At 40.2% G+C, this 13,853-nt stretch carries 9 protein-coding genes; 2 read left to right on the top strand and 7 right to left on the bottom strand.

Annotated elements, in window-relative coordinates:
• Positions 1 to 3: 3 nt before the first annotated feature.
• The gene (locus tag RCC89_01460; protein ID WMJ71844.1) at positions 4 to 822 is read right to left on the bottom strand and encodes a protein-glutamate O-methyltransferase CheR; all 819 of its coding nucleotides are present in this window, start codon (positions 820 to 822) and stop codon (positions 4 to 6) included.
• Positions 819 to 4,895, bottom strand: a complete 4,077-nt coding sequence (locus RCC89_01465) for a response regulator (protein WMJ71845.1) — start codon at positions 4,893 to 4,895, stop codon at positions 819 to 821. The genes RCC89_01460 and RCC89_01465 overlap by 4 nt, the downstream gene beginning before the upstream one ends.
• A gap of 405 nt (positions 4,896 to 5,300) precedes the next feature.
• On the opposite strand from RCC89_01465, the gene RCC89_01470 reads away from it, so the two are divergent.
• Positions 5,301 to 6,791 carry an NAD(P)/FAD-dependent oxidoreductase gene (locus RCC89_01470; GenBank protein ID WMJ71846.1) on the top strand — a complete coding sequence of 497 codons (1,491 nt, stop codon included), beginning with the start codon at positions 5,301 to 5,303 and terminating at the stop codon, positions 6,789 to 6,791.
• Positions 6,792 to 6,844: 53 nt separating this feature from the next.
• Here RCC89_01470 and RCC89_01475 read toward each other — a convergent pair whose 3' ends face one another.
• The 4 genes from RCC89_01475 to egtB form a co-directional block, all read right to left on the bottom strand.
• Complete coding sequence (locus RCC89_01475; GenBank protein ID WMJ71847.1) at positions 6,845 to 7,201, bottom strand: DUF4907 domain-containing protein; 357 nt, start codon at positions 7,199 to 7,201, stop codon at positions 6,845 to 6,847.
• Positions 7,202 to 7,204: 3 nt separating this feature from the next.
• Positions 7,205 to 10,132 carry an FAD-linked oxidase C-terminal domain-containing protein gene (locus tag RCC89_01480; GenBank protein WMJ71848.1) on the bottom strand — a complete coding sequence of 976 codons (2,928 nt, stop codon included), beginning with the start codon at positions 10,130 to 10,132 and terminating at the stop codon, positions 7,205 to 7,207.
• Between the two features lie 177 nt (positions 10,133 to 10,309).
• Positions 10,310 to 11,287, bottom strand: coding sequence for an L-histidine N(alpha)-methyltransferase (gene egtD, locus RCC89_01485; GenBank protein ID WMJ71849.1), 978 nt, complete (start codon positions 11,285 to 11,287; stop codon positions 10,310 to 10,312).
• Between the two features lie 10 nt (positions 11,288 to 11,297).
• Positions 11,298 to 12,560, bottom strand: coding sequence for an ergothioneine biosynthesis protein EgtB (gene egtB / locus RCC89_01490; protein WMJ71850.1), 1,263 nt, complete (start codon positions 12,558 to 12,560; stop codon positions 11,298 to 11,300).
• A 119-nt stretch (positions 12,561 to 12,679) separates the two neighbouring features.
• Between egtB and rsmI the strand changes: the two genes are divergently transcribed.
• Complete coding sequence (gene rsmI, locus RCC89_01495; protein ID WMJ71851.1) at positions 12,680 to 13,369, top strand: 16S rRNA (cytidine(1402)-2'-O)-methyltransferase; 690 nt, start codon at positions 12,680 to 12,682, stop codon at positions 13,367 to 13,369.
• A 31-nt stretch (positions 13,370 to 13,400) separates the two neighbouring features.
• On the opposite strand, the gene RCC89_01500 is transcribed toward rsmI, so the two are convergent.
• A complete protein-coding gene (locus RCC89_01500) occupies positions 13,401 to 13,766 on the bottom strand; it encodes a hypothetical protein (protein WMJ71852.1) in 366 nt (121 codons plus the stop codon).
• Positions 13,767 to 13,853: the final 87 nt, after the last annotated feature.

Here is a 13,853-nt window from a genome sequence, read left to right on the forward strand (position 1 = left end):
ATATTATCTAATTCTCCTATAGATCCTTTCTTCTTTGTCTATCACTTCAAAGCGGTCTCTGAATTTAGACAACGTAAGTGTTTCTTTATTGCCAAGCACGAGATAGCCAAACATACACAAGCTGTTCAGGAAAAGCTCAATAACTTGCTCCTGAAGCTCTTTATTAAAATATATGAGTACATTGCGGCACATAATCAGGTTAAATTCATTAAAAGAGCTATCATTAACCAAGTTATGCACCGAAAATGTAACGTTTTTCCGCAACCGGCTATCAAACATAGCATGATTGTACTTCACGGTATAGTATTCTGAAAAAGACTTTCTACCCCCTGACCTAATATAATTGGCGGTATAGTCTTTTAGCAAAGATATATGGTAAATTCCCTCTCTTGCTTGGGCGAGCACCTTCTGATTAATGTCAGTCGCATAGATTTTGCTTTTATGGTACAGCTCCTCCTCTTCTAAAATGATTGCCAAAGAATACACTTCTTCGCCGCTAGAGCATCCTGCATTCCATATTTTCAGGAATGGGTAAGTGTGCAACTGAGGCACCACGTTTTCCCTCAAGCTTTTATAAAAAGCGGGGTCGCGGAACATTTCCGTTACATTGACTGTCAACTCTTCTATAAAAGACGCAAAAAACTGCTCGTCTGAAACTATCCGATCTTTTAAGTCTATGACAGTGTCAATATTCTTAATTTCCATAAACCTAGAGACCCGTCTAATAATCGAGGCCCTAGAATAATTTATAAAATCATAGCCATACTTTTTCGAAATGGCCGACAGCAATTCCTCAAGTTTGTTTTCACTAATCTCCGTCATATTATCTTTCTAACACTTTCGTAAAGCCACACTTTCATAAGAGACAACAATTTGTCTGTATCTACAGGTTTTGATATATAATCTGAAGCCCCCGCTTCAATGCATTTCTCTTTATCCCCTTTCATTGCTTTGGCTGTAATGGCTATAACTGGCAGGTCTTTGAACTTATCATTTTTTCTTATCTGCCTTGTTGCTTCATAGCCATCCATTTCAGGCATCATAATATCCATCAGAACAATATTGACATCCGGGTTCTTTTCTAACACTTCGAGTGCTTCTTTTCCATCACCAGCGGTCAATATTTCCATAGACTGATCCTCCAGCACATTATACAAAGCATATATGTTCCGTATATCGTCATCTACAATCAATACCTTTTTGCCTGCCAATACCTCCTGAGGCTTATGTAGCTTATACTGCTTTTCTTTGCCTTTAGGTAACTTTTCTTCTACCGTATGAAGGAACAAGCCAACCTCATCCAACAGCCTGTTATAAGAGTTTGCTGTTTTTACTATTATAGCGCTGGAATACTTTCTGAGTCGCTTTTCCTCCTCTCTTGACAGTTCCCTCCCTGAATAAATGATAAAGGGTGTATCTTTTAACTTATCTATTTCTTTACACTGTTCCAAAAGGTCAAAGCCATTGATATCAGGAAGGTTGATGTCCAGGATAACACAATCATAATTTTCTTTTTTGAGCACGTCCAGGGCTTCTTTGCCAGAGAAAACAGAACCAGCAGGAATCCCTCGAGACGAAAGCAGCTCCTTGATGGATAAGTTTTGAACAGTATTGTCCTCAACGATCAGGATTTTCTTTAAAGGCTTATTGTTAATTTCAGAAATCTGTTTAAATATATCCTGTAAACTGTCCAGACTTACTGGCTTTTGCAAGAAGTTAATTGCGCCCAACTGCCTGCTCACTTTTTCCTTATCGTCGGCAGACATAACATGAACAGGTGTATTTTCTAAGTGCTTATTGGCCCTTATTTGCTTTAAAATTTCAATACCGTCCATTTCCGGCAGGTTCACATCCAGAAGCACAGCATCAGGTCTATACTTCTGTACCATTTCAAGTCCTTGCCTTCCTTTATGAGCAACCATGGTCTTGAAACCTTTATTGACGGCAACCTCTTTTACTGCTTCGGCAAAATCTTTATCGTCTTCAATAATTAAAATTAATCGGTCCCCAGGCCTAACATCCACTTGTGGAGCCTCAGGTTCTGGATTTTCATAAACAGGGGCGGCCGCTACTGGGGCTTCACTATAAGCCTGTTGCTGTACTTGTTTCTTAGGCTTGCTCCCGTCTCCGCCCTCTTCTCTCTCCATTTCCACAGTAAGTCTTGCCGGGATATACAAAGTAAAAGAGCTACCTTCTCCAGGTTTGCTGTACAATTGAATTTCACCTCCTAAAAGCATTGCTAGTTCTTTGCTGATAGAAAGCCCTAAACCAGTCCCACCATACTTTCTGCTAGTAGAAGAGTCAGCTTGTTGAAATGCTTCAAATATCAAACGCTGCTTTTCTTCTGGTATACCTATTCCAGAATCTTTTACCTCAAATGCTATAACATCCGCACTTTGTTTAAGCGATGGGTTATAAAAAGTAATATCAGGGGCAGGCTTAATATTCAAACTAACCTCACCACCTTCGGGAGTAAATTTGAAAGCGTTGGACAACAGGTTCTTCAAAATCTGCTCTAACCGGAAGGCGTCCGTATGCACTTTACCTGTCGGCAAGGCATTATCAACGTTTAAGCTAAATTTTATACCCTTTTCCTTAGCAAGTTCTTGATATTGGGCCTCGCTGATCAACGAAGATATTTTTATATCGGACAGTTCAAGGGAAACCTTTCCTGATTCAATTTTAGCAAGGTCAAGGATCTCATTGATTAAGGAAAGGAGCTCTTTCCCCGACTTTTGAATAATCTCACAAAACTCCACCTGCTTTTCCGTCAAGTTATGGGCTTTGTTTTCCGATAAAATTTTGGCCAAAATAAGAATACTGTTGAGCGGGGTACGAAGTTCATGAGACATGTTGGCCAAAAACTCCGTTTTGTATTTACCAGTAACCTCCAGTTGATCTACTTTTAGCTGAAGGGCCTCTTTTAGCTCTTCCAGCTCCTTGTTTTTACCATTTATTGACTTATACTGTTCCTCTAGCTGATTTGCTTTCTCTTCCAGCTCTGCATTTTTTTCCTGCAATTCTTCTTGGTTAGCCTTAAGCTCTTCTTCCGATGCTTGTAAGCGCTGACTTTGCTCTTTCAGCTCATCATTAATTTGCCTCAATTCTTCCTGCTGTGCCTCCATTTCCTCTGCTTGGTTTTGAGTCTGGTAAAGCAGTTCTGCTGTTTTAATATCAGCTTTTACATTGGCAATGATAATAGCTATACGATCTAAATTTTGATCGATATACTTAAGCTGAAGCTCTTGAATTTCATTCATGGAAGCCAATTCGATAACCCCCATTACCTGACCTTCGAAGATCAAAGGGTAAACTACTACTACCTGAGGGTAACCGTTGAGCACACCAGACTTCACTTTCCAATATCCATCAGGCACCTGCTCTAAATATTTCACCTCTTTGTCGTAAGCCGCTTGCCCCACAATTCCTTCTCCAAGGTCAAACACATTACTATTAGCTTCTTCTAAATTAAATCCATAAGATGCAGAAAGCCTCAGCTTATCATAGTCGTCTTTTACATACATAGCCCCTATCTGCAGGTCCAAATAAGAGCAAAAGTGACTCAGTAGCTTTTTGGACAAAGTACCCAAATCTTTTTCTCCTCTCACCAAATCGTCTAGCTCCCCAGAACCTGAAAGCAGCCAATTCTTCTCTTTTTCATTAACAGATAGTGCCTTCAGGTTTTCCTTCATTTTTTGTAAGGATATACCCAATACATCATCCTCGCTTCGTATATTAACATCCACTCCATAGTTTCCTGAACCTATGGCATTGGCCACTTCAGAAAGCTGCAAAGTATTAGCTATAAGTACTCTGAATGAATTTGCTAATGCACCTATTTCATCTTTAGAGTCTATGTCAACAGAGACATCCGTTTTTCCAGAAGCTATACTATCAGCCGCCATCTGTAGTTTATATAATGGGCCGCTAATAATTCGGATAGTGTATAAAGACATTAAAATAACAAGCAGAATAAGGACAAGTAGAATACCAATGTTAAAATAAATAGCTCTTTGCCCAGCATCTATTTCATCGCTCAACCGTCCAGACAAGTAATTAATGCTAAAGTCTTGGACATCCATCAGCTTATCCATTGCCACAGTAGCAATGGAATACCATCTGCCTAAGTCAATTTCAGCACCTTCCAAAGTACCCGTTTCCATTATATGATCTATGATACTAAGCGTAGTAGAAACTTCATCGTCCCTAAAAGTTTGATTATAAAAATCGAATACGTTAGGGGGCGCTTCGGCAAGAAAGGCGCCTGTATATATATCATAGGCACCCTTGCTAGAGGCAAAAACACTAAAAGACGATGGAGAAAACTCATTTAAAACCAAAGCCCTACTCAACAAAGTACGCATCTGCCCCAGCTGCTCTTTAGTGTTTACAATGCTTAGAAAAGAGTTAATTTCATTCCGGACATTTCCTTCAATAAATCCTGCCAGCATCTCTAGGTCTCCTATCATACCGCTAATAAGGTTGGTATAAAAGGTGTCAAAGTCTAGAGCACCTTCTCTAAGTTCAGTGACATTTTCCCTATGTTCTGGCAACCTTCTCAATTCAATGAGGCTATTAAAATTGTTGATTTCATCAACAGAATATCGGCGCATCAAGTTATCAACTTCCGCACGTTGATTGTGCAGTTCATCAATAAACAGCTCGCCTCCACTTGCTACATAAGCATGAGAAATGGCACGCTCCCGCTGTAAAGCATGAATAAAAATGCCAAGTTTACCGGCGTTATCTACATTTTCTTTAAGTGATCTAAGTCTGTTCAAGGACGCCACCTCTGACCTGACATTGTCCTGAACAAAATAAATAAGTGGAGTCAAAAGCAGCACAAGCAGTGTGAGCAGTTTGGCTTTAATGTTAATATTTCTAAGAAATTTCATAAAAAAAACAGGAAAGTCTGTTTCTAACTAAGGAAAGTCAACAATTGTTTAAATAAATTTAAACATGCACAGGCAAAAAGACTTTATTTCGATGATTTAAAGCCACCTATAATCATATATTTCTTTTCCTTTTGTGCTCACCCCCAAGCCTACCATTACACATACAAGTTTTATGGTTTCACAGGCATAACTGATATTGAAATATTGCAAGAAAACCTTGCATATTCCTTTGTTGGAGGTGCTAAATAACAAACTTTTTAAACCATTAGCAAAATTGTAAAACAGAAAGAAGCCAAAAGGAAGCTATAGTTTTTAAAACTAAAACAAGCTTTACTAGTTAAATAACAAACAATCAAAGTTTCACCGAGACTTCTATCGGAAAGCATTTTTTAAAAACAATACACTATGGAGCGATATGATGTATGTGTGATTGGAGGTGGGCCTTCAGGATATGCGGCGGCCATGCGTGCTATAGATTTCAAACAAAAAGTACTCCTAATAGAAAAAAGTAAAATTGGGGGAGCAGGCTTATACAATGGCGCTTTGTCTTCTAAAACTTTCTGGGAAATTTCCAGAGGGGTAATGGAAGCCAACCTAAGGCTAAACAAATATACCGACAAGGACCTGACCATAGATTATAGAGAAGTGCTGAAAGATGTAAACGACACAATTTTACTTCGAAAAATTCAGCTAGAAACCCATTTATTGCTCCTGCTAAGAAAACACGCTGATTGTATCAGTTACATAAAAGGAAGCGCTGAGCTCCTCAGCAAAAATGAGATAAAGATACAGACAGGCGAGGGTGCCGAAAAGGTGGTTTATGCAGAAAATATCATACTAGCAACCGGGACAAGACCTCGAAAACTGCCCAATATTCCCATAGATGAGCAAAGCATCGTTACCAGCGACGGGATAGAGCACTTTCAAGAATTTCCCAAAAGCATGGTTATTCTTGGCGCTGGGGTAATTGGTTGCGAGTGGGCCACCATTTTTGCAAATTTCGGAACTACGAAAGTAAATATTATAGACAAAGCTGACAGGATTCTTCCATTCGAAGACGAGGATATATCCTATACAATCCAAACCCAACTTGAGGAAAAAGGTGTAACTATTCATAAGAATTCCAGACTCATTAGAATGAACAAAGTAAACGACATGGTAGAGTACGAGCTGGAATACAAAGATGGACACACAGAAGTTTTTACAGTAGAAAAAGCACTGGTTGCAGTAGGAAGGGTAACCAATGTGGAAGGTTTAGGGCTAGAAAATGCAGGAATAAAGCTGACCGCAAGAAATCATGTTGAAGATATAGACACTCAAACCAATGTTCCCAATATTTACGCTGTTGGTGATTTAACTTCGGAATATGCGTTGGTAAATGTGGGCGAGCTAGAGGGCAGGCACGCAATAGAAAAAATAGCAGGCGTAAACCCACCGCCATTATCTTACAAAAACATCTCCACCATTATGTTTCTAGACCCCGAAACGGCAGGCGTAGGCATTAATGAGCAGGAAGCCCAACAAAGAAATATAAGCTACCGCATGGTAAGCATTGACTATAGCTTAATACCACGCGCTATAGCCATGAGGCGCACCAAAGGCTTTTTTAAAATTTTAGTAACCGACGATGACCATATGCGGGTCTTAGGAATGCGTGCAGTTGGAGAACATGCATCGAGTGCCATACAAGCTGTAGCACTCCTTATAGCCATGGACAAAAGTATAGAAGAAATTTCAGAACTCATCCACCCACACCCTTCTATCATAGAAGGTATACAGGAATGTGTAAGGGTATTGAAAGGTAAGTCTATTTTAAAGCCTGAAGTGTTTAAAGATACATTGAGAATAAGGTGCTGGAAAGATGGCAGCTATTACAACAGCTGCCAATACTACTAGGTTAATTATTTATGTGCGCTATACAGGTTTGCTACCTTGTCTGTAGCGACTGACTAATGCAATACCCCAAGGCTATCTAGTTCCTCAATGGAAACAGAAGGCGGAAGAATATTTTGACAAATTTTACTTTTCACCAAATCTGCTGTCTTGCCTGCAGCCTCAGCACTGTTAAAGCCTTTTACACCAGCTACCGCTGGGATATGGGGCTGGTGAACATATTTATTTTCATTTATAAATATGCTATACCCCCAGCCTGTTTCTGTTTCAAAAACCTCCGTTCTAATAGAATCTGCACATACAGTGTTTTGCTCTACAGCCGTTCTTTGCTGGCCCACAGCAGCAACTTCTTTTTCTTGTTGCTCCCCACAGGCCAACAAACCAAATATCAATAGTATAAAGTAATACTTCATATATTATTTAAGTGCATTGTACATAATTTCAACAGGATGCCAAGCTTTGCGTTCAGTACCATCTTTTATTTGGTGCCTACAACTAGTCCCTGGAGCAGCAATTATAGTCTCTTCTGAAGATTTTCTTACCGCAGGAAAAAGAACTAACTCCCCTATCTGCATAGAAATGTCGTAATGCTCCTTTTCATAACCAAAAGAACCAGCCATCCCACAGCATCCTGAAGGGATTACCTCCACAAAATAGTTATCTGGCAGAGAAAGCATTTTCACTGTATGCGAAACCGAAGAAAGCGCTTTCTGATGGCAGTGACCGTGAAGCTTAATTTTTTTCTCTTCTGCCGTAAACTGGTCTAAGGTTATATGTCCTTTATCAATTTCCGAGGCAATAAACTCATCAATAGTAAATGCGCTGCTGGCCAACTTTTTGGCCACTGGCAAAAGCTTGTCCCCTGCAAGTCTTAAATACTCATCCCTAAAGCTTAAAATGGCAGAAGGCTCTATGCCCAAAAGTGGCACTTCTGGCGAAACTTTGTCTTGAAGATACTGTAAGTTCTTTTGAACTATCTTCTGAGCATCCTTTACCAAACCTTTGGATAAGTAAGTCCTACCACTTTCAAGATGCTTAGGCACCACTACTTCATACCCAAGTCTGGTAAGAAGTTTTATAGCAGTAATCCCGATTTCTGACTCATTGTAATTGGTATATTCATCACAGAAAAGGTTTACCTTCCCTCTGCTAATTTCCGCTCTCGGTTTCAACGCACTCTTGTTAGCGGACAACCACTTACGAAGAGTAATTTTAGAGAGTTCAGGCAATGGCCTTTGTTGTGCAATGCCTAAAACTTTCTTCAGCAACTTGCCCGTTACCGGATTTTTCTGTACAAAATTGGCAAGCCCCGGCCAATTAGAGTTTATTTTATTTGCCTTTCCAAAATTAGCAATCATTTTTGCCCTAAAAGGCACCCCACGCGCTTCATAATAATTTTGTAGGAACTCAGCTTTTAATGTTGCCATATCCACATTTGAAGGACATTCAGACTTACACCCTTTACAGCTAATGCACAAGTCCATGACCTCATAGATTTCATCATGGTCAAACTTGTTTTCTTTAGGAGAACGGGTAAGAAACTCACGAAGTATATTGGCCCTAGCCCTTGTGGTATCCTTTTCATTACGTGTTGCCATGAAACTAGGACACATAGTACCCCCTATGACATGAGACTTACGACAATCGCCTGAGCCATTGCACTTCTCTGCCATCCTCAAAATGCCTTCCGTATCAGAAAAGTCAAAAACAGTATTAAACTCATTGGTTTTTTGCCCCGACTCATACCGCAGAAATTCGTTCATTTTAGGGGTATGAACAATCTTTCCTGGGTTAAATATATTATAAGGATCCCATATAGATTTCACCCCTACAACAAGCTCATAGTTTTTTTCCCCGATCATTTTCCGAAGAAACTCTCCCCGCACCCGACCATCGCCATGCTCTCCGCTTAGCGAACCTTTATATTTTTTTACTAAAGAAGCTACTTCATCCGTAATAGTAAAGAACCTTTGCCTATCTTCTTCTTTTTTCAAATCAAGAATTGGCCGAAGGTGAATTTCTCCATCGCCAATGTGTGCATAAAACACACATTCCATATTGTGCTTTTTGAGGATTTCTTGAAACTCCCTGATAAAATCCGGTTGATCTTCAACATCTACCGCAGTATCCTCAATACAAGCTACCGCCTTAGGATCACCAGGCACATTGGCCAGTAAGCCAAGTCCCGCTTTTCGTAAAGCCCAAACCTTACCAATGTCTCCCCCATAAAGCACTGGAAAATGATAGCCTAAACCCGCATCACGCATTTCAGCTTCCATTTCCTCGGCAATTTTTTCTATCTCTTCACGCGTTTCCCTGGCAAATTCCACAACTAGCAGTGCGCCTGGGTCATCGAGCACAAAAAAGCGGTTTTTGGTTTGCTCTATATTTTGCTTAGTGCACTCAAGTATAATATTGTCAATAAGTTCTACAGCGCCAGGATTATACTTAAGTGCTATAAGATTTGCACGGGTACTTTCATCAATGGTATTTAAGTGAACAGCCACTACAGCTTTATGAGGAGGTGGCACATCGACCAGGTTAAGTTTAATTTCGGTCATAAAGGCCAAGGTGCCTTCAGAACCGGCAAGAAGGCGGCACATATTAAACTTGTCGCCATCGCTGGTAAAAGGCTGACATTCCAGCAACTCGTCAATGGCGTACCCTGTGTTACGCCTGCGAATAGATGGTTTAGGGAACTCCTTCTGTATTTCTTCAGCAACCTGTTTATCGGAAAGTATAGTTTTGAAATGCTTATAAATGTTACCTTCCAAGTTGTCCTGTTGGCATTTTTCTTCAAATTCTTCTGCAGAAACTTCTCCAAAATGCGCTGCCGAACCATCGCTCAAAAACCCTTTGACCTCTAAAAGGTGGTCGCGGGTAGTACCATAGATAATAGAATGAGAACCGCAAGAGTTGTTGCCCACCATTCCCCCGATCATACATCTATTTGCGGTAGAGGTTTCAGGGCCAAAGAACAGGCCAAACTCCTTCAAATATTTGTTTAGTTCATCAAGAACCACCCCAGGCTGCACACGAACCCATTTCTCTTCTTGATTGACCTCAAGTATGGCAGTCATATATTTAGACACATCCACCACAATACCAGGCCCCACTACCTGTCCTGCCAAAGAAGTACCCGCAGTTCGTGGAATTAGGGAGGTTTTATATTTTGCTGCAAAAGCAATAAGCTTTCTTATATCTTCACTGTTCCTAGGTCTGGCCACAGCAAGTGGCAGCTCCCTGTACACAGATGCATCTGTCGCATAGAGCGTTCTGATTGTATTATCAGTAAATAAATCACCTTCAAGTGATGCTTTGAGTTCTTCTAGTTTGGCAAGCATATGATAATTAACGCAAACAATGGTAAAATGTGTTTTTGCTGTGCGTAAAGTTAACAATAATCAATATTAACTGATAATGCTCTGAGGTTATTTGTTGTTCCCGTCCCTAAATTACAAGATGCCTTTACTGCCCAAGCCAAATTATACCACCGAGCTGTTGCATAAGAAACAGCAGCCTTACTCCACTTGCCAAAGAGAATCTACGAAATACTGTTTAGAGTCAAAGTAGTGAGTAACCAAACCAAACCCAGTTCCGTCAGCTATACGTTCTATATCGTTCAATCCATATTTATTGCTACACTCAGTATGCACAGTTTCCCATTTAGAAAAGAAAAATGTACGGCCTAGGTCTTCTATAAAAACATTCTGATCTTTATTACTAACCAAATAGCTGCTCAATTCTCCGGTATCAGGGTTATAAAAAGGGTAAAAATCAAAAGCCTCTAAATCAAAAGTACTACCCAGCTCTTCGTTAATTCGCTTCAACAGGTTTTTATTAAATTCAGCGGTCACACCTTCTGAATCATCATAGGCCCGTATGATCGTCCTTGGATCTTTCTTGAGATCAAAGCCTATAAGCAATAAATCACCTGGGTTTAGACTGTTATGCAGCTCCCGCAAAAACTTATAAGCATCCCTAAGTGAAAAATTTCCTATGTTAGAACCCAAGAAAAACACCAGTTTTCTAGAAGAATGATCGTCACGCAGCGACTTTAAGCCCTGAAAGTAATCCCCCACAATACCTTCCCCTTTAAGACTAGGGAACTCATCCTTTACATTCTTTAAAAGGCCATCAATACAATTACGAGAAATATCAATGGGCGTATATTTTAGGTTCAACTCAGCTTCTAAGAAATGTCTTATGACAATTTTTGTTTTATATCCATCGCCGGCCCCCAAATCAACTAGCTGAAGCAAAGGTGTTCCTTCTAAGAATCTGGCCAGTTCTCCCACATGGTTTTCTAATATTTCAGCTTCACATCTAGTAGGGTAATACTCTTCTAGGTTCATAATCCTACGAAAGAGTGCATCTCCTTTGTGGTTATAAAGATACTTAGATGGCAAGGACTTTTTCACTTGGCTTAAACCTTTTAAAACATCCAGTGCAAAAGCTTCATTATTTCTTTCCCGTAATTCCTTCTCAACAATTTTCATAGTAGTAATTTTATTGAGCCAGCCTTATTCCGGTAAACTGCCAGCGCTTGTCCGCATGAAAAAAATTACGATAAGTAAGGCGAAAATGTTCCGAAGGTGTAGCACAAGACCCGCCTCGTAGAACCATCTGGTTGACCATAAACTTTCCATTATACTCACCCAAGGCCCCTTCTGCTTTTTTATATCCAGGATATGGATGGTAGGCACTATAAGTCCATTCCCATACATCTCCGAAAAGCTGCGTATTTCCTCTTGTAGCAGGCATAGGGTGAAGCAACTGACTATCAAAAAAATTAGCGTTGTCCATATCAGGTTTGAGCTTACAGGCCGCCACCTCCCACTCTGACTCGCTGGGCAGCCTTTTACCGGCCCAGCGGGCAAAAGCGTCTGCCTCATAAAAACTCACATGGCTTACCGGCTCATCCAACTGAACAGGTTTCAGCCCACTTAAAGAATACTCCATCCACTGTCCGTCTTGCTCAAGCCAATAAAGAGGTGCAACCGTCTTTTCTTGTTGGACCATAGCCCAGCCCTCTGTAAGCCAGTGCCTATGATCAGCATATCCGCCATCCTCTATAAACGCTAGATACTCCCCATTCGTGACAAGCTTATTCCTCACCTGAAAGTCATTTAAATAGACTTTATGCAGTGGCTTTTCATTATCATAGCAAAAGGCGTCTCCTACAAAACCAATTTCATAAATACCGTCAGCAATAGCACTATACTCCGGCTGACCTTCAGGTACTGGTTTCTGATCCACCACCTCGGCAGCATGATAAGAAGGGTACAGTGGATTATTCCCAAGAACATATTTAATATCTGTGACCAAAAGCTCTTGATGCTGCTGCTCATGGTTAAGCCCCAGTTCTATAAAGCTATAAGCCTCTTCAGCCACATCTCCCTTCTGAAGGAAGTCAAACATATACCGGTCTACATAGTCTCTATATTCATAAATACGTTGTGTGGTCGGCCTTACCAAAAGCCCTCGACTGCCCCTGTCAATTCTATTGCCGACACTGTCATAATATGAGTTAAAAACATAACCAAAATTTCTGTCAAACAGCCGGTAGTTAGGCACAAACTTTTTCAGGACAAAAGTTTCAAAGAACCAAGTAGTATGACCCAAATGCCACTTTGCAGGGCTCACGTCCATAATGGGCTGTGCCACCATATCTTCAGGGTGCAAAGGCAGGCAAAACTTCTCAGTCCATTGTCTAATATTTTTATATCTATTTAAGAGCACATCGCTCTCCACGGTACGTAATAATTCCATCAGCAGGTATTTCTAATATTTATTCAACTAGATGAATCGTCGAAATGTTTGCCTGAAATAATGTATTCTAAAGTTTGAGGGTTTACAGAGAATAAATAATTTTACGACAAATTAAGATCATGCAGGAACCAAAGGACAAAACCGCTTTATACCTAGTGCCCACACCAATAGGGAATTTAGAAGACATTACATTACGGGCACTCAGGGTACTAAGTGAAGTTGACTGTATACTGGCAGAAGATACCCGCACTTCCGGCATTTTGCTGAAGCATCATAATATCAGCAACCGCTTACAAAGTTTTCATGCTTTTAATGAACACAAAGCAATAGAGTCCGTTATTTCCCGGTTGCTGGAAGGAGAAGTAATGGCCGTAATCACCGACGCTGGAACACCCGGCATTTCAGACCCAGGTTTTTTATTGTCAAGGGCATGCATGCATAACAATTTAAAAACAGAATGTCTTCCAGGCGCTACAGCTTTTGTACCCGCCTTAGTTAAATCAGGTATACCTTCCGACAGCTTTATATTTGAGGGCTTTCTGCCACAAAAAAAAGGGCGGCAAACAAAATTCAAGCAACTTGCAGAGGAAAAAAGAACTATGGTATTTTACGAGTCTCCTCACAGGCTTATCAAAACCCTTGAAAACTTCAAAGAATATTTTGGCAGCGAAAGGCAGGTATCCGTATCAAGAGAGCTCACAAAGCTTTATGAAGAAACTATAAATGGAAGTGTAGAAGAAGTGCTCCAACATTTTTCGCAAAAGTCCCCTAAAGGGGAAATAGTAATAGTTGCCGCAGGAAAACCATAGCAACAAAACACTTCTCAAGCCACCAATGCCATTAAAGGCCAATTAAAGCGCCCAAGTCTTGAATCAGGTTCCTGTCGTACCAAACATTGGCAAAGGCCATAAATAACAAAAACACGGCAATACCAAAACCTAGTACCAGGCCCCAAAAACTACTTTTAGTAACTTTTTTGGAGGTCTGAATATATTTTTGAGAAGTCTTTTTGAAGTACTTGTCCAAATAATGGAATACTGGGTAAAAGATCAAGATAATAGCCAGCATGGAAAGGGCTGTAGAAGCATATGGACTTCCTGAAACCTCGGTATAGTGATGAATAACCCCATGAGCATAAGCATAAATCAACTTGGCCAACCAAATAGCCAATACTACTACTGCATATTTTGTAAGCTTTCTTTTCATAAAAAAATAGGTTTAATCCGATATAACATACGGTGATTTCCCTAAAGAGATTCCATCAAATATACTCACAACCATTGCATTTTTGTG

This window comes from Cytophagaceae bacterium ABcell3 (assembly GCA_030913385.1).
In the GTDB taxonomy this organism is placed as follows: Bacteria; Bacteroidota; Bacteroidia; order Cytophagales; family Cytophagaceae; genus ABcell3.

Coding starts and splice junctions, on each gene's coding strand:
- RCC89_01460 (WMJ71844.1), bottom strand. CDS start 822: ATGACGGAGATTAGTGAAAACAAACTTGAGGAATTGCTGTCGGCCATT.
- egtD (WMJ71849.1), bottom strand. CDS start 11,287: ATGAAAATTGTTGAGAAGGAATTACGGGAAAGAAATAATGAAGCTTTT.
- rsmI (WMJ71851.1), top strand. CDS start 12,680: ATGCAGGAACCAAAGGACAAAACCGCTTTATACCTAGTGCCCACACCA.
- RCC89_01500 (WMJ71852.1), bottom strand. CDS start 13,766: ATGAAAAGAAAGCTTACAAAATATGCAGTAGTAGTATTGGCTATTTGG.
- RCC89_01465 (WMJ71845.1), bottom strand. CDS start 4,895: ATGAAATTTCTTAGAAATATTAACATTAAAGCCAAACTGCTCACACTG.
- RCC89_01470 (WMJ71846.1), top strand. CDS start 5,301: ATGGAGCGATATGATGTATGTGTGATTGGAGGTGGGCCTTCAGGATAT.
- RCC89_01480 (WMJ71848.1), bottom strand. CDS start 10,132: ATGCTTGCCAAACTAGAAGAACTCAAAGCATCACTTGAAGGTGATTTA.
- RCC89_01475 (WMJ71847.1), bottom strand. CDS start 7,201: ATGAAGTATTACTTTATACTATTGATATTTGGTTTGTTGGCCTGTGGG.
- egtB (WMJ71850.1), bottom strand. CDS start 12,560: ATGGAATTATTACGTACCGTGGAGAGCGATGTGCTCTTAAATAGATAT.